The sequence below is a fragment of the Kitasatospora sp. NPDC089509 genome (genome assembly GCF_044749365.1).
Classification (GTDB): domain Bacteria; phylum Actinomycetota; class Actinomycetes; order Streptomycetales; family Streptomycetaceae; genus Kitasatospora.
The window spans coordinates 14,173-28,848 of the sequence record NZ_JBIVHS010000037.1; the positions used below are offsets into that span (position 1 = coordinate 14,173).

A 14,676-nucleotide genomic window follows, 5' to 3' on the forward strand; every position below is an offset into this window, starting at 1 on the left:
ATGACGGCGTAAATACGCCATAGGGTGATGAACTGACTATGGTGTCTCCGCCATCCGGGTCGGCCCGGCACGCTGGTGATGTCATCCCTGTGGCCCAGACGAACGGGCTGACCACCCCACAGGTCGCGCAACGCCCCCGGGCGCAGAAGGAGCGCCGCCCGGCGTGGCCCCGTCGACCCGGGGCGGGCCCGGTCAGCGCTGGGCGCGGCGGAAGTCGCCCGGGGTGCCGCCGGTCTCCCGGGCGAAGAACTTGCCGAAGTTGGTGGCCTCGGTGAAGCCGAGCGCCCGGCCTACGGCGGCGACGGGCAGGTCGGTGTGGGCGAGCAGCCGCTGCGCCTGGAGCGCGACCCGGGCGTCGACGAGCTGCTTGGCGCTGCGGCCGGTGGCGGCCTGGCAGGCCCGGGTCAGGGTACGCGCGGAGTACCCGAGCCGGGCGGCGTACTCCTCCACCGCGCGGGTGGTGGCGAAGGAGCGTTCCAGCTCCCGCCGGAAGGCCGGGTACACGCCGGTGCCCGGGGCCGCCGCGCCGGGTCGCCCGGTGGAGTCCGGCAGCCGGGCCGTGCGGATGAGCAGCGCACCCAGGAGCTGGCGCAGCAGCGTGCCGGTCAGGTCGACGTCCGGACCGACCGCGTCCCGGGGCCGCGCGTCCCGCAGCGCCCGGTACTCCACCTCCAGCTCCGTCACCGCCCGCTCGAAGGCGTCGAGTTCGGACGGTGACAACCGCCAGGCGACGGGGCCGAAGCCGTCCAGCACCTCACGCGTCGCGGGCAACGGCGGCGGGTAGTCGGCGGTGAACAGCAGCAGGACGGCGTCGAGGTCCGCCGGGCGGCCGTCCGGGCCGAACGGGAGCCGCTGCACCTGGCCGGGGCTCAGGTGCAGCAGGGTGCCGCGGGCGCAGGGGTGAAGGACGAAATCGACCATCGCGGTACCGGTGCCGCCGCGGACCAGCAGCAGCTGGTGGAAGTCGAGACGGCTCGGGCGCCGGGCGACCGAGCGCTTCAACCGCGACTTCAGCACCTCGAAGGGCAGCACCTCCAGGCCGGTGTGCCGCGCGTCGGGGTTGTCGTAGGCGATGTCGATGACGTCGGGCTGTCCAGTTTCGACCATGTCGGGTCGAGACCCTACCTCGTCTTGGGGGCGGCCCCCGGGGGATCGTGGAGCCACGGCCGAGCGGCGCTCCGGAGAACCCGGCGTCACGTCGGAAGGCCGTCAACTCCGTTACCGAAGTGAGGATCCCTGCCCATGTCCCCCGTCGTCACCGACCCCGCCGAGCTGCCGATGCTGTTCCAGGACGCCCTGAATTCCGGCGACGTCGACGCACTGCTGGCCCTGTTCGCCCCCGGCGCGGGCATGCGGACCGTGTCCGGCGCGCACCTCACCGGGCCGGACGCCCTCCGCGCCGAACTCGCCGGAACGGTGGCCGCCCACGGCAGGCTCACCAACCGTTCGCGCCACGCCCTGGTCGCCGCGGACACCGCCCTCCTGGTCACCGACTGGACCCTGGAGGTCGACGCTCCCGACGGCACCCGGATCGCCCCGACCGGCACCACCGCCAACATCGCCCGCCGGCTGCCCGACGGCGGCTGGCGGTTCCTGCTCCTCAACCCCCTCGGCACCGCCTGAATCCACGGCAAGGCGGCCGGACACCTCCGGGCGTCCGGCCGCCTTGCCGTACCGGCCGTACCAGCCGGGCCGGTCGGTCAGCGGGTCGAGCGGCGGCGGGCGATCCGGGTGAGCGCCACGCCGGTCAGCAGCGCGGCGGCTCCCGCGGCTCCGACCAGGGCGACGACCCGGTCGTGGGAGCCGGTCGCCGCGAGTTCGGCCGCCGCCGTGCCCCCACCACTACCGGCACCGGCACCGCCGAAGCCCGCGGCCTCGCGGATCAGCTGGGCGACGACATCGGGGTGGGACATCATCGCCACGTGCGAGGAGTCGATCTCGACGGTGTGCGCCTTGGCGCGCTTGGCCTCGAAGCGTTCCAGCTCGGGGGCGATGGCCTTGTCCTGCCGGGAGACCAGGAACCAGGACGGGATGTCGTGCCAGGCCGCGGCGGTGAGCTTCTCGCCGAACCCGGCCTGGGCGAGCGGGCGTTGCTCGGCGGCCATCGTCCGGGTCTGCGCCTCGGGCAGGTCGGCGGCGAAGACGTCGCGGAACTTGTCGCTCTTGAGGTACAGATCCGTGCCGCTGCCGCCGTGCTCCGTGTAGGGAACCGGGTTGAGCGCGGTGCCGAGCTCGCTGCCGGCGAACTTCGCCGACAGCTCGGCCGGTGACTCGCCCACGTCGGGCATCAGCGCCGACAGGTAGACGAGCGACTTCACGTTCGCGATGCCGGCGGCGGCCTGGGAGATGACGGCTCCGCCGTAGGAGTGCCCGGCCAGCACGATCGGGCCGGTGATGCTCTTGAGCACGCTCGCCACGTACGCCGCGTCATTGGCCACGCCGCGCAGTTCGTTGGGCGGGGCGACGACCGGGTACCCGTCGGCCGTCAGGCGTTCGGCGACGTCGTTCCAGCCGGAGGCGTCGGCGAACGCCCCGTGGATCAGCACCACCGTCGGCTTCCCTCCCCCACCCGTCGGGCCGCCGGCCACTGCGGCGAGGGCGGGCGACGCCGTGGCGGCGACCGCACAGGCCGCGAGCGCCACCGTGACGGCGGAGGAGATCGGGCGACGGGACGGCGATATGCCCATGAGTGCTGCCTTTCAGCGGGGTGGGAGGGGGCTGGAACCACCTTGCGCACACAATCCACCCGACCGACGGATCACCCTGCGCACCCGAGTGAATGCGTACCGCTGTTCGAGTTCTCCGTACGACGACGGGCCGGGGCCGGGGCTACCGCTTCGTCCGTCGGCCCTCGGCGCAGGCGCACAGCACCGCGAAGGCGATCGCGAGGGCCAGCACCCAGCAGCCGGTGAGCGCCCAGGGCACGGGCGCCGCCGAGGCCCGCAGGCCGGCGGCCAGCAGGACCAGGGACAGCAGGGCGAGCCCCAGCACCGTACGGGGTCGGACGCCGCACATCGCGCCCCAGGCCCGGCCGCGCAGTCCGAACCCGAACCGGCGCAGCCGGGCGTCGAGTGCACGGTTCCGGCCCGATTCCCGTTCGGTTGACGGCAGTTCGTCCCGTTTCCGCCCGCCCATGCTGTCCGCCTCCTCGCGCGGCCGCCCCTCGGCCCCGGGGAGCGGGTGCCCCGTCGGGGCCGACCCAATCCCACTCGTTCGGATCCCGCCGGGCGCCGGTCCGGCAGCACCCGAGGGGCGGACGCGGGAAGGGGCCGGAGCCGGTGTCGCGTCAGGCCGTCGGCGGGTCCACCAGCCGGGTGCCGTCCATCAGCATGCCCGCCCGCTTGACCGAGCGCAGCTGCGGCACCACCTCGACGTGCTGCACCCCCTCCAGCGCGCCGATCTGCTCCGTCAGGTAGGTGTAGAGCGCGTCGTTGTCCCGGCAGATGGTGATCGCCACCAGGTTGGCCGAGCCGGTGATCGCCGCCGCGAACGGGACCTGCGGGTGGGTGGCCAGGGCCGCGCCCGCGGCGGCCAGGGCGGCCGGGGTGATGGTGATCATCAGGGTCGCCTGGGTCTCGAAGCCGAGCAGCCGGGGGTCGACCTCCACGTCCAGGTAGTAGGCGCCGAGCTCGCGCAGGTGGTCCAGCCGTCGGCGGGCGGTGGACTCGGAGAGCCCGGCGGCCCGGGCCAGCTCGGGGTAGCCGGCCCGGCCGTCCCGGGCCAGCACGGCGAACATCGCCTGCTCCGCCGCGTCCAGCCGGACCCGCTCGCCGTGCCGCTCGGGCACCGGATCGGCCAGCTCGGCGAGCTGGCGCGCGGTCAGCACGTCCAGCCCGCGCCAGTGCCGCGGGCCGCCGGTGAAGGAGCGCAGCACGCTGTGCGCGGTGATCGCGACGACCCGGCGGGTCCGCGGGAGCTGGCGCAGCAGCAGTTCGTCGTGCTCCTCCCGGGAGCGCGCCCGGGTGATGCACTGCACCTCGGTGCCGCCGGAGTTGAGGTTCACCCAGGAGATGTCCGGGCGGCGGGCCAGCGCGTCGGCGACCGAGAGTGCGGTGTCCGGCGGGCACTGCAGCCGCAGCCAGGACTCCACCAGCCCGACCCGGTGGCCGACCGGCCGGCCGATCACCCGGATCAGCCCCTCGCCGCGCAGCCGTCGATAGCGCCTGACCACCGTCTGGTCGGAGACCTCCAGCACCTCGGCGAGGCGGCTGAACGGCACCCGGCCGCTGAGCATCAGCGCCTGCACCAGTGCCTGGTCCAGGTCATCCAGAAGAGTGATGGGCATGGAATCCATCATGCCAGCGCTGCCGGTGATCGGTTTCCGCCACCCCGGGCACCCTGGTGGGGGTCCTCGGCGATCCGGATGGCACCGTCTTCCCGACTCGACAACGGAATCCAGAGAGATCCAGGAGAAGACGAAATGCGCAAGTGGCTGCCGTTGACCGCGGTGAGCCTGGGGGCGTTCATGTTGCTGGTGGACGTCACCATCGTGACCGTGGCGCTGCCCGACATGGCGACCGGGTTGCACACCAGCTTCACCGACCTGCAGTGGGTGCTGGACATCTACGCGCTGGCGCTGGCGGCCCTGCTGCTGGGCGCCGGCTCGCTGGCCGACCGGTTCGGCCGGCGGCGGACGTACCTGTGCGGGCTCGGCCTGTTCGCCGCGGCCTCGCTGGCCTGCGGACTGGCCGACACCGGGGGTCAGCTGATCCTCTTCCGCGGCCTGCAGGGAATAGGCGGCGCGGCGATGTTCGCCACCACCATGGCCCTGCTGAACACCTCCTACCAGGGCCGGGACCGGGGCATCGCGTTCGGTGTCTGGGGCGCGGTGAACGGCGCGGCCGCGGCCGCCGGGCCGATCGTCGGCGGACTGCTGACCGAGCACCTGGGCTGGCGGTGGATCTTCTTCATCAACCTGCCGATCAGCGTGCTGGCGGTGGTGGTGACGCTGCGCGCGGTGCGGGAGTCCCGCGACCCGCAGGCGCGCGGGCTGGACCTGCCCGGCCTGGTCAGCTTCACCGTGGCGGCCGGCGCGCTGACCTTCGCGCTGATCCGGGGCGCGGCGGACGGCTGGGGCTCCACCAGCACGCTGGGGCTGTTCGCGCTCAGCGCGGTCGCGCTGCTGGTGTTCGTGCTGGCCGAGCTCAAGGGCCGCAACCCGATGTTCGACCTGGGGCTGCTGCGCAACCCGGGCTTCACCGGTGTGCTCGCGGGCGGCATGCTGCTCTCCGTGGCCGCCTTCTCCTACCTGGTCTACACCTCGCTCTGGCTGCAGTCGGTGCGCGGGCTCGGGCCGGTGGCGGCCGGGCTCGCGCTGGTGCCGATGAGCGCGCTGGCCTTCGTGGTGGCGGCCGTGGCCGGGCGGCGGCTGCACGGGGCCTCGCCGAGGCTCACCATCGGCGGCGGCCTGCTGCTGATCGCGGTCGGCGCGCTGCTGCAGGCCCTGATCGGGGCGGATTCCAGCTGGCCGGTGCTGGCGCCGGGCCTGGCGGTGGCCGGGGCCGGAGTCGGACTCGCCACCCCGGCGATGGCGGCCGCGGCGATGGCCGCCGTGCCGCAGCGCCGCAGCGGGATGGCCGGCGGTGCGCTGAACACCGCCCGGCAGCTGGGCAACGCGCTCGGCATCGCGGTGCTCGGCGCGGTCTTCCAGGCCGGGGTGGAGGACCACCTGCGCGGCGGGGTGCTGCCGAACGCCAAGCAGGCCGCCGACGCGCTGACGTCGGGCCAGGCGGGCGCGGTGATCGGCCACGCCCCGCAGGGCCAGGTGGCGGCCGTGACGGAGCTGGTGCACCAGGCCTTCGCGGTCGGTCTGCGGGACTCGTTCCTGGTCTCCGGCGGGCTCGGGCTGCTCGGCGCGGTGCTGGTGTTCGTCCTGGTGGGCCGCCGGTCGGCGGAGGACGGGTGCCCCGCGGCACCGGTGGCGACCGGCTCGGCGGCGACCGCACCCGAGGCGACGCTGCCCGCGGCGGCCGCGGGCCGCTGACCCGGGTCCTCGTGGGGTTCGTCGCGCGGTGGGTGCTCCGGCGCCCGCCGCGCGACGGCGCACCGCACCTCGCCGCGCGACGGCGAGGAGGCGGCCCGCTCACTCACCCGGACGGCCGGTCCCGACGGGCCGTCCGTCCGACCCGCCCGAACCCTAGAGGGAAGGCGCGGTTTCGAGGAGGCGGACATGCTGCAGGGGTTCAAGAAGTTCATCATGCGCGGGAACGTGATCGATCTCGCCGTCGCGTTCGTCATGGGCGCGGCCTTCGTGGCGGTGGTCAACAGCCTGGTCAGCGACCTGCTGACGCCGCTGATCGCCGCGATCTTCGGCAAGCAGGACTTCTCCGCGCTGACCTTCACGCTGAACCACAGCACCTTCAAGTACGGCGCCTTCATCAACGCGCTGATCGCGTTCGTGCTGATCGCGGCCGCGCTCTACTTCGCCGTGGTGGCGCCGCTGAACCACCTGGCCGAGCGCAAGCGGCGCAAGGCCGGCCTGCCGCCGGTCGAGGAGCCGCTGACCGAGGTCGAGCTGCTCACCCAGATGCGCGACCTGATGCGCAACCCGCCGCCGAAGGCCTGACGGTCCGACGGTTCCCGGCCCGCCCCGTTCGCACGGGGCGGGCCGCGGTGGGTTGCGGAAGGATTCGGCCGGGTCAGCCGGTGCGGAGACCGTGCGCCCTGGCGGAGTCGTCGCCGAGCCGCACCCGGGTGGCGGGGACGACCACGTGCTCGACCGGGAAGACGTCGACCCCGAGCGGCTTGCGTGCCCGCACGAGCAGCGAGACCCCGGGCAGCGCCTTGACCGGCAGGTGGCGTTCGGCCGCGATGACCGCGCGGAGCACCCGGTTGACCAGCCGGGGCACGTCGTCCAGGTCACTGCCCGTGCTCCTGCGACGGCGCCAGGCGGCGGCCGGCCGGAGCAGCACGTTCCAGCTGTGCATCGACTCGATCACGCTGCCGCTGGCGGTCACCAGCTTCCGCAGGGTCTCCCGGCTGTACCGGCGCACATGGCCGACGGCTTCGTCATGGGCCGACCACAGTCTCATGTCGCAGGGCACGGCGATCAGGGCCAGCCCGCCGGGGCGCAGCACCCGGTAGATCTCGGCCATCGCCCGGTCGTCCTCGACGATGTGTTCCAGGACGTCGAAGGCGACCACCAGGTCGACGGTGCCGCTGCCGACCGGCAGTCGGCGGGCGTCGGAGCGGATCGTGGCCAGTCCGCGCTGCCGGGCGATCCGTGCGCCCTCGGGACCGTACTCGACGGCGACGCCCTTCCAGCCGTGGGCCCGGAGCACCCGGGTGTTGCCACCCGCGGCGGCGCCGATGTCCAGCGCCGTACCGGTCCGGCCGATGCCGGCCAGTTCCCGGGCGAGCAGGGCGCGCCGCTCCCGGTACCACCAGTGGTGGTCCTCCAGCGCTGCCAGCTTGCCGACCTCGGCGCCTTCCACGGCTTCTCCTTCCTCGGGGTGCCCTCGTCGCGATCGCCGCTGCCGGCACCGGGTGGGGCACCAGGGCAATGGAGCATTCCGGCGGCGTCCGTGCACTCCGGGCCGGTAGCGGCGCTCACGGTACGTTCCGGGCCCCGGTCGGGCGGCGGATCGGTCACCGAGTGTGCTGTGTCGGCGGGATTTTTCATCCTGATGCCGCAGGGTCGCCGATCCGCACGGACCGCTGTCCACCCCCCGGGTACGCGGACCTCCGCGCCTGCCCGCTAAGCAGGTACATGCCCTTAATGAACGGTTGTGTTCCCTATTCCCCGGGTCTACCGTCGGTACAGGTACAGGTGAACGAGTCCGCCCCCGGTCCTCGTCCACCCCCGGAACCCATTGGGGGACCTGCCATGGCCTCTTCGCGCGCCCTGGCCGAGGCTTCGCCCGCGACCGCCCGTCGGGGCCAGCACCCAGGGATAGCACTCACCGTCATCGCGGCCACCCAGCTGATGGTGGTCCTCGACATCACGATCGTGAACATCGCCCTGCCGCACATCCAGCAGGCGCTGAAGTTCTCCACCACCGACCTGTCCTGGGTCATCAACGCCTACACCCTCACCTTCGGCGGCCTGCTGCTGCTCGGCGGGCGCGCCGGCGACATCCTCGGCCGCCGCCGGGTGTTCATCGTCGGCGTGCTGGTCTTCAGCCTGGCCTCGCTGCTCGGCGGGGTGGCGCAGTCCTCCGCCTGGCTGCTGGCGGCCCGGGCGCTGCAGGGGCTGGGCGGGGCGATCGCCTCGCCGACCGCGCTGGCGCTGATCGCCACCAACTTCAGGGAGGGGCCGGAACGCAACCGGGCGTTCGGGGTGTACTCCGCCGTCGCCGGCGCGGGCGGCGCGGTGGGTCTGCTGCTCGGCGGCATGCTGACCTCCTGGCTGTCCTGGCGCTGGGTGCTGTTCGTCAATGTGCCGATCGGCATCGCGATCGCCCTGCTGGCGCCGCTCTACATCAACGAGTCCGAGCGCCACCCCGGCCGCTTCGACCTGACCGGCGCGTTCACCGCCACCGGCGGCATGGTCTCGCTGGTGTACGGCTTCATCCGGGCCTCCGACCACGGCTGGACGGACACCGTCACGCTGACCGCCTTCGGCCTGGCCGTCGTCCTGCTGGCGGCCTTCCTGGTGAACGAGCGGCGGGTGGCGCAGCCGATCACGCCGCTGCACCTGTTCCGCGAGCGCAACCGCTCCGGCGCGTACGGGCTGATGCTGTGCGTCTCGGCGACGATGTTCAGCATCTTCTTCTTCATCACCCTGTTCGTGCAGAACATCCTCGGCTTCAGCCCGTTGCGGGCCGGGTTCGCCTTCCTGCCGATCAGCGTGGCGATCATCGCCGCCGCCCAGTTCGCCGCCCGCAACCAACTGCGCTGGGGGCCCAAGCCGTTCCTGGTCTCGGGCTCGCTGCTGGTGCTGGGCGGGGTGATCTGGGCGACCCGGCTCGACATCCACAGCAGCTACGCGGGCGGCATCCTGGGGCCGACCCTGCTGTTCGGCCTCGGAATGGGCTCGATCTTCGTCCCGGCGCTGCTCACCGCGGTCTCCCGGGTGGCCCCGCACGAGACCGGCGCGGCCACCGGAATGCTCAACACCACCCAGCAGGTGGGCGGTTCGCTCGGACTGTCGATCCTGGTGACGGTGTACGGCACGGCGAGCCGCAACGAGGCCGGGCAGCAGGTCGCGGCGTTCCTCCGGCAGGCCACTCCGGCGCAGGCCGCCGAGTTCAGGGCGAGCGGGACGCTGCCGGCGCCGTACTCCTCGGAGGTGCTGGTGCACGGCATCGCGACCGCCTTCCAGATGGGTCTGGTGTTCACGTCGCTGGCGGTGCTGATCGCGGTGTTCGTCATCAAGGTGCGGCGGGTGCCGCAGGCCGCGCCGGTCAGCCCTTCGGGGGGCGGTACTTGACAGGGCGTCGGGGCGTCCAGGAGAGTCGCTTGTGCAAACGGTTTTCATCTTCGTTAGCCGTCCGTCAGTCATGCGTCGGCTCTTCGCCGGCCCCTCGGCTTCCCCGCCCGCGCACCCGTGAAAGAGGACCTCCATGTCGCTCGACGTCTCCCCCGCCCTGCTCGACCAGGCCCGCGACGGCCGCGTGGACGAGGCCGACTTCCTCGACACCGTCCGCGCCTCGCTCCCGTACGCCTACCAGGTCGTCGCCGGACTCAGCACCGAACTCGCCGACGGCGAAGCCGAGTTCACCACCGACAACACCACCCCCAGCGACGAGCAGCGCGCCCAGCTGCTGCGCGCGCTGGCCAGCAACGCGATCCGCGGCAGCCTGGAGGACCACTTCGGCGTCAAGCTCGCCTTCGTCAACTGCCACCGCGTCGGCGCCTTCCGGCCCGGCTCCGAGGACAGCGAGGCGTACCGCGAGTTCACCTCGCTGCACAACCAGATCCGCAACCAGAGCCCGGAGCTGCGCAGTTGCTGATCCGGCGGCCCGCTCGGCCCCGTCCGTCACGACGGGCGGGGCCGAGCCTCGCATCCGGCCCGGATGTTGCGCCGTGTTGCCGTGGATTGCCCCGCGTTGCGGCCCGTTTCACCGCCTTGTCCGGATCGCCCGCCGATCTTGTCGAACCGCCGGCGGCCTGCGTACGTTCGACGGGCACCACCCGTCCGGCCCCGCCCGGGGCCGCCAGCTGCCACGCGGAGCCGCCACCATGCCGCCCACCCCACGCCCGCTGCGGAAACTCGGCTTCCTCACCATCGGCCTCTTCGACGAGGCCGACCCGCGCCGGGGCCACGAGGACACCCTCGACCTGATCACCCTCGGCGAGCAGCTCGGCTTCGACAGCGCGTGGCTGCGCCACCGCCACCTCCAGTACGGGATCTCCTCCCCGCTCACCGTCCTGGCCGCCGCCGGTCAGCGCACCAGCCGGATCCAGCTCGGCACCGCCGTCACCCCGCTCGGCTGGGAGAACCCGCTGCGGCTCGCCGAGGACCTCGCCACCGTCGACCTGCTGTCCGGGGGCCGCCTCAACCCCGGCTTCAGCGTCGGCCCGCCCACCCACTACGAGCACGTGCGCGGCGCGCTCTACCCCGACACCGGCGACCGCGAGGACTTCGGTCAGGGGCGCGCCGAACGGCTGCTCGCCCTGGTCCGCGGCGAGGACGCCTCCGACTTCGCCGGCACCGAGGGCATCGAGGTGTACTCGCGCCGCGTCCAGCCGCACTCCCCCGGCCTGGCCGACCGGCTCTGGTACGGCGCCGGCAGCCTGCGCTCGGCCCGCTGGGCCGGCGAGCACGGGCTCAACCTGCTGACCAGCAGCGTGGTCAAGCCCGAACCGGCCGCTCCCGAACCGGCCACTCCCGCACCGGACTTCGCCGAGATCCAGGCCGAACAGATCCGCGCCTTCCGCGCCCACCACCCCGACGGCGAACGCGCCCGGGTCTCCCAGGGCCTGGTGGTCATCCCCACCGACAGCGCCACCCCCGAGCAGCGCGCCAAGTACCACGCCTACGCCCTCGCCCGCACCCCGCGCACCCTCGCCCCGCAGGGTCCGGCCGGACTGCTCTTCGCCCCCGACCTGGTCGGCAGCTCGGAGGAGCTCGCCGAGCGGCTGCACGCCCACGCGGGCTACCGGGAGGTGGACGAGGTGGCCTTCGCTCTCCCGTTCTCCTTCGACCCCGAGGACTACGTGCAGATCCTCACCGACCTCGCCACCCATCTCGGGCCCGCCCTCGGCTGGTCCCGCTCGGCCCCACCCGGCGCGGACCGCTGAGGACACCCGGGACTCGGGACCGGGAGCGAGGCCACGGGCCCGCCGGGACGCATCCCCGGCGGGCCTCCCGCCCCCCCGACCGCGGGTCACGCCGCAACCGGGCCGGGCCCGTGCGCGTCCCTGCGGGTACGACCGACCCGTCGACTTCATGGGGGGAACCATGACCGGACCGCACGACGCCGTACCCGCCTCCAAGCCCGGGCCCGTACCAACGCCCCGGCCGGCGGCACCGCCCCGGCCACCGGCACCACCCCGGCCGGCGGTGCCGTCGCTGCAGCCGTGTCCGACCTGCGGGCTCGCCGACCAGGTCCGCAGTGTGGCGGCCGAGTACCGCGCCGGGCTGACCGTCGAGACCGTCCGGACCCGCCGGGACGACCGGTGGCGCACCGAGACCCGCGAGGTGGCCAGCAACCTCGCCCGGGCCCTGGCACCCGCCCCGGAGCGGCACCCCGAGCGCATCCCGGGCGCACTCGGCGCCGTCGCCCTGTTCGGGGCGGGCTTCCTGTACTTCACCGCCGACTCCCAGCGCGACTTCGAGACCTCCCGCGACAGGCTCCTCGCGGGCAGCAGCCTCCTCGACCCGTCCGCCGCCTCCGAGGCCGACTCCCTCCAGCTGTACTCCGGCCTCGCCCTCCTCCTCGCGGTCGTGCTGCTCGCCACCGCCCTCCTGCTCCGCGTCTCCACCAACCGCGCACTGGCCGGACGCCCCCACGCCGAGCGCCTCTGGTCCACCGCCTGGTACTGCTCCCGTTGCGGCACCGCGCACTTCCCGCCCACCGCCGGCCAGGGGGCGGGCCCGCTCAGCCTCCAGGAGTTCCGGCACCGGGTCTGGACGGCGGGCGGCTACGGCCACCTCGCAGAGCGCCACCGGGCGTAGCGGGGGCGGCTCCGCGCTGCCCCGCCCCGGGTGCGTCAGGCGAAGTGCCGGACGGTCGCCGGGTCGCCCGGCGCGTACGGGTGCCAGTCGGGCACGGCGGGGCGGCCGGTGGCGGTGAAGGTGGCCGCCGCGTGGGAGAAGGCCCGGCCGAGCGCTCGGGCGGCGGCGGCGGGGGCGTCGCTGGAGATACCGAGCATGGGGCTGGCCGGGTAGGCGTCCAAGGTGTCGAAGAAGAAGGGGAGTTCGACGCAGTGCGCGGCCCCCAGGCGGGCGGGGTCGTCGGCCGGGGCGTAGTCGAACCGGTAGACGTAGACGGGGTTTCCGGCCGCGGCGTGGTGGTCGGCGATGGCGAGGGTGTCGTCGCGGAAAAGGAGCTCCGTGCTGAGTTCGGTCAGCACCTCGCTCGGTGCCGCGTCCGGGCGCCGGGCGGCGATGCGGTCGAACCGCGCCGCACCGTCGGCGAGTTGGCCGGCGGCGATGGCGCGGGCCCGGTCGGCGGTGACGGTGCGGATGCGCGGGTCGAAGGCGAAGAAGGCCGTCATCTCGTTCCGGGTGGTGCCGGTCAGCAGCTCCTTGCCGTCGAGGCGGCCGTCGGCCAGGGCCTGCTGCCAGGTCGTCGGCATGCCGCAGCCGCCGAGGACGGGGTACATCGGCGGAGCGACGTTGCCCGCGCGGGAGAGGTCCTGGGAGAGCCGGTCGTAGCCGGCCAGGAGGTGTTCGACCGGGAGGGCGCGCAGCGCGGCGGGCAGGTCCCGACGGCCGGTCAGCCCGAGCAGGTCGAGGTAGCGGCGGGTGTGCTCGGCGGCCTCGCCGGGGTCCTGCGGGGCGAGGCCGAACGGGCCGCTCTGGGTGATCAGGCGGCTGATCTGCGGGCCGGTGACCGGGGAGAGGGCGAGGTGGAGGGCGGAGAAGGCGCCGGCCGACTGGCCGCCGACGGTGAGCCGCCCGGGGTCGCCGCCGAAGGAGGCGATGTTGCGCCGCACCCAGGCCAGCGCCGTGGCCTGGTCCTGCACCCCGAGGTTCTCGATGCCGTGCTCCGGCAGGTGGAGGTAACCGAGCGGGCCCAGGCGGTAGTTGGCGGTGACCACGACGACCTCCCCGGCGGCGGCCAGCCTGCCGCCGTCGTACCAGTCCCAGCCGCCGGAGCCGCTGGTGAACCCGCCGCCGTGGAACCAGAGCAGGACCGGGAGGGCGCGCGGGGAGGCGTCGGCGGTGGGCAGGCGCGGGGTCCACACGTTGAGGGTCAGTGAGCCGTCCTCGTTCCAGTCCGGCGTGCGCGGGCCCATCACCGCTTCCAGCCGGGAGGGGCGCTGCGGGACCGCCGGGCCGGGGGCGGCCGCCTCGCGCGGCTCCGGCCAGGACGGGTGCGGCGCGGGCGCTGCGAAGCGCCGCTCCCCCACCGGCGAGGCCGCGTACGGGACACCGCGGAACGCGGCCACGCCGCCCAGGGCGGTGCCGCGGACGCGGCCGGACTCGGTGCTCACGACGGGGCGCTCGATCAGGTCCATGGGTATCGCCTTCCTTGTTCCTTGCCGGTTCCTGGCGAATCCGGTCTATCGTCGGACGGCGGAAAGCGGCGAGAATCGGCACATCGATGCGTGATATACGCCAGTGGTCATGAGATTCTGCTGGATGTGGGACAGCCGAGAACCGAACTGGACGACACCGACCGCCGGATCGCCGCCGTACTGATGGCGTCCCCGCGCGCCTCCTGGCGCACGGTCGCCGAGACCCTGGGCCTGTCCGAACGCACCGTCGTGCGCCGCGCGACGCCGCTGCTGCACGACGGCACGCTGCGGGCCACCGCCGTACGCAACCCCGACCGCTTCCCGCACCTGATCCCGATGGCTCTCCGGATCCGCTGCCGTCCCGGCCGGGTCAGAGCGATCGCCGCGGGGCTCGCCCGCCGGCCCGACACGGTGTGGATCGACGTCCTCGGCGGCGGTGACGAGATCAGCAGCGTGCTCTTCCTCGACGGCCCCCGGGCCCGCACCGCGCTGCTGCTGCGCGACCTGCCCGCCACCGCCGACGTCCGGTCCTGGGACGCCTACGACCTGATGAAGGTCTTCCCGGCCGGATTCGTCTGGAGCGCCGGGCTGTTGAGCACCGAGCAGTTCTCCTCGCTCACCCCGTTCCCGGACGAGCCCGCCGCCGCGCCCGCGATCCAGCCGCTGGACGAGGCGCTGATCGACCAGCTGATCGTGGACGCCCGCACCGGCTACGGTGAGTTGGCCGCCCGGCTGGGCACCTCGGCCTCGACCGTGCGCCGTCGCCTGGACCAGCTCACCGCCGGCCACATGCTGCGGCTGGCCTGCGAACTGGATCTGCGGCTGCTGGGCATCGACACCGAGGCGCTGCTCTGGATCGCCACCGGCCCCGGCAGCCTGGAGGCGGTCGGGCAGCGGCTGAGCCGCCATCCGCAGGTGCGGTTCGCGGCGGCCACGACCGGAGCGGCGAACCTGCTGGTCGCCGTCGCGGCCGAGGACCTCGGCGGGCTCTACGCCTTCCTGACCGGCACCGTCGGCGCGATCGACGACATCCGCGGCCTGGAGGTCACCCGGATCCTCAGCACGGTCAAGCGCACCGGCCGGATCCGCCCGCCCGAGGCGTGACGC

14 protein-coding genes are annotated in these 14,676 nt (G+C 73.8%); 8 read left to right on the forward strand and 6 right to left on the reverse strand.

The window, feature by feature from the left end; translation table 11 throughout:
* Window positions 1-192: 192 nt before the first annotated feature.
* Window positions 193-1,107 carry a helix-turn-helix domain-containing protein gene (locus ACIP4P_RS41915; protein ID WP_400928734.1) on the reverse strand — a complete coding sequence of 305 codons (915 nt, stop codon included), beginning with the start codon at window positions 1,105-1,107 and terminating at the stop codon, window positions 193-195.
* Window positions 1,108-1,242: 135 nt separating this feature from the next.
* Between ACIP4P_RS41915 and ACIP4P_RS41920 the strand changes: the two genes are divergently transcribed.
* Window positions 1,243-1,623 (forward strand): nuclear transport factor 2 family protein, encoded by a 381-nt coding sequence (locus tag ACIP4P_RS41920; RefSeq protein ID WP_350515928.1) that lies wholly within the window; start codon window positions 1,243-1,245, stop codon window positions 1,621-1,623.
* A gap of 77 nt (window positions 1,624-1,700) precedes the next feature.
* Here ACIP4P_RS41920 and ACIP4P_RS41925 read toward each other — a convergent pair whose 3' ends face one another.
* The 3 genes from ACIP4P_RS41925 to ACIP4P_RS41935 all read right to left on the reverse strand — a co-directional run bounded on the left by ACIP4P_RS41925 (window position 1,701) and on the right by ACIP4P_RS41935 (window position 4,285).
* A complete protein-coding gene (locus ACIP4P_RS41925; RefSeq protein WP_400928739.1) occupies window positions 1,701-2,687 on the reverse strand; it encodes an alpha/beta fold hydrolase in 987 nt (328 codons plus the stop codon).
* A gap of 142 nt (window positions 2,688-2,829) precedes the next feature.
* Window positions 2,830-3,135 (reverse strand): hypothetical protein, encoded by a 306-nt coding sequence (locus ACIP4P_RS41930; RefSeq protein WP_400928742.1) that lies wholly within the window; start codon window positions 3,133-3,135, stop codon window positions 2,830-2,832.
* Window positions 3,136-3,286: 151 nt separating this feature from the next.
* Entirely contained in the window at window positions 3,287-4,285 is a 999-nt protein-coding gene (locus ACIP4P_RS41935) for an Lrp/AsnC family transcriptional regulator (RefSeq protein ID WP_400928745.1), read from the reverse strand.
* A gap of 135 nt (window positions 4,286-4,420) precedes the next feature.
* Between ACIP4P_RS41935 and ACIP4P_RS41940 the strand changes: the two genes are divergently transcribed.
* Both ACIP4P_RS41940 and mscL read left to right on the forward strand, forming a co-directional pair.
* A complete protein-coding gene (locus ACIP4P_RS41940; RefSeq protein WP_400928748.1) occupies window positions 4,421-5,983 on the forward strand; it encodes a DHA2 family efflux MFS transporter permease subunit in 1,563 nt (520 codons plus the stop codon).
* 186 nt (window positions 5,984-6,169) lie between these two features.
* On the forward strand, window positions 6,170-6,565 hold the full coding sequence (mscL, locus tag ACIP4P_RS41945) for a large conductance mechanosensitive channel protein MscL (protein ID WP_350515933.1): 396 nt from the start codon (window positions 6,170-6,172) through the stop codon (window positions 6,563-6,565).
* Between the two features lie 73 nt (window positions 6,566-6,638).
* Here the strand turns inward: mscL and ACIP4P_RS41950 are convergent, their stop codons facing one another.
* Window positions 6,639-7,433 (reverse strand): class I SAM-dependent methyltransferase, encoded by a 795-nt coding sequence (locus ACIP4P_RS41950; RefSeq protein ID WP_350515934.1) that lies wholly within the window; start codon window positions 7,431-7,433, stop codon window positions 6,639-6,641.
* 392 nt (window positions 7,434-7,825) lie between these two features.
* Here ACIP4P_RS41950 and ACIP4P_RS41955 point away from each other — a divergent pair, with 392 nt between their 5' ends.
* The 4 genes from ACIP4P_RS41955 to ACIP4P_RS41970 all read left to right on the forward strand — a co-directional run bounded on the left by ACIP4P_RS41955 (window position 7,826) and on the right by ACIP4P_RS41970 (window position 12,061).
* Window positions 7,826-9,370 (forward strand): MFS transporter, encoded by a 1,545-nt coding sequence (locus tag ACIP4P_RS41955; protein WP_400928753.1) that lies wholly within the window; start codon window positions 7,826-7,828, stop codon window positions 9,368-9,370.
* Window positions 9,371-9,503: 133 nt separating this feature from the next.
* Entirely contained in the window at window positions 9,504-9,893 is a 390-nt protein-coding gene (locus ACIP4P_RS41960; protein WP_400928756.1) for an SCO5389 family protein, read from the forward strand.
* A 229-nt stretch (window positions 9,894-10,122) separates the two neighbouring features.
* Complete coding sequence (locus ACIP4P_RS41965) at window positions 10,123-11,184, forward strand: LLM class flavin-dependent oxidoreductase (RefSeq protein WP_400928759.1); 1,062 nt, start codon at window positions 10,123-10,125, stop codon at window positions 11,182-11,184.
* A 262-nt stretch (window positions 11,185-11,446) separates the two neighbouring features.
* Window positions 11,447-12,061, forward strand: a complete 615-nt coding sequence (locus ACIP4P_RS41970) for a hypothetical protein (protein WP_400928762.1) — start codon at window positions 11,447-11,449, stop codon at window positions 12,059-12,061.
* Window positions 12,062-12,096: 35 nt separating this feature from the next.
* Here ACIP4P_RS41970 and ACIP4P_RS41975 read toward each other — a convergent pair whose 3' ends face one another.
* Window positions 12,097-13,569, reverse strand: a complete 1,473-nt coding sequence (locus ACIP4P_RS41975; protein WP_400928765.1) for a carboxylesterase/lipase family protein — start codon at window positions 13,567-13,569, stop codon at window positions 12,097-12,099.
* 126 nt (window positions 13,570-13,695) lie between these two features.
* On the opposite strand from ACIP4P_RS41975, the gene ACIP4P_RS41980 reads away from it, so the two are divergent.
* Window positions 13,696-14,673 (forward strand): Lrp/AsnC family transcriptional regulator, encoded by a 978-nt coding sequence (locus ACIP4P_RS41980; RefSeq protein ID WP_400928768.1) that lies wholly within the window; start codon window positions 13,696-13,698, stop codon window positions 14,671-14,673.
* The last annotated feature ends 3 nt before the right edge of the window (window positions 14,674-14,676 follow it).

Coding starts and splice junctions, on each gene's coding strand:
- ACIP4P_RS41915 (WP_400928734.1), bottom strand. CDS start 1,107: ATGGTCGAAACTGGACAGCCCGACGTCATCGACATCGCCTACGACAAC.
- ACIP4P_RS41920 (WP_350515928.1), top strand. CDS start 1,243: ATGTCCCCCGTCGTCACCGACCCCGCCGAGCTGCCGATGCTGTTCCAG.
- ACIP4P_RS41925 (WP_400928739.1), bottom strand. CDS start 2,687: ATGGGCATATCGCCGTCCCGTCGCCCGATCTCCTCCGCCGTCACGGTG.
- ACIP4P_RS41930 (WP_400928742.1), bottom strand. CDS start 3,135: ATGGGCGGGCGGAAACGGGACGAACTGCCGTCAACCGAACGGGAATCG.
- ACIP4P_RS41935 (WP_400928745.1), bottom strand. CDS start 4,285: ATGCCCATCACTCTTCTGGATGACCTGGACCAGGCACTGGTGCAGGCG.
- ACIP4P_RS41940 (WP_400928748.1), top strand. CDS start 4,421: ATGCGCAAGTGGCTGCCGTTGACCGCGGTGAGCCTGGGGGCGTTCATG.
- mscL (WP_350515933.1), top strand. CDS start 6,170: ATGCTGCAGGGGTTCAAGAAGTTCATCATGCGCGGGAACGTGATCGAT.
- ACIP4P_RS41955 (WP_400928753.1), top strand. CDS start 7,826: ATGGCCTCTTCGCGCGCCCTGGCCGAGGCTTCGCCCGCGACCGCCCGT.
- ACIP4P_RS41960 (WP_400928756.1), top strand. CDS start 9,504: ATGTCGCTCGACGTCTCCCCCGCCCTGCTCGACCAGGCCCGCGACGGC.
- ACIP4P_RS41965 (WP_400928759.1), top strand. CDS start 10,123: ATGCCGCCCACCCCACGCCCGCTGCGGAAACTCGGCTTCCTCACCATC.
- ACIP4P_RS41975 (WP_400928765.1), bottom strand. CDS start 13,569: ATGGACCTGATCGAGCGCCCCGTCGTGAGCACCGAGTCCGGCCGCGTC.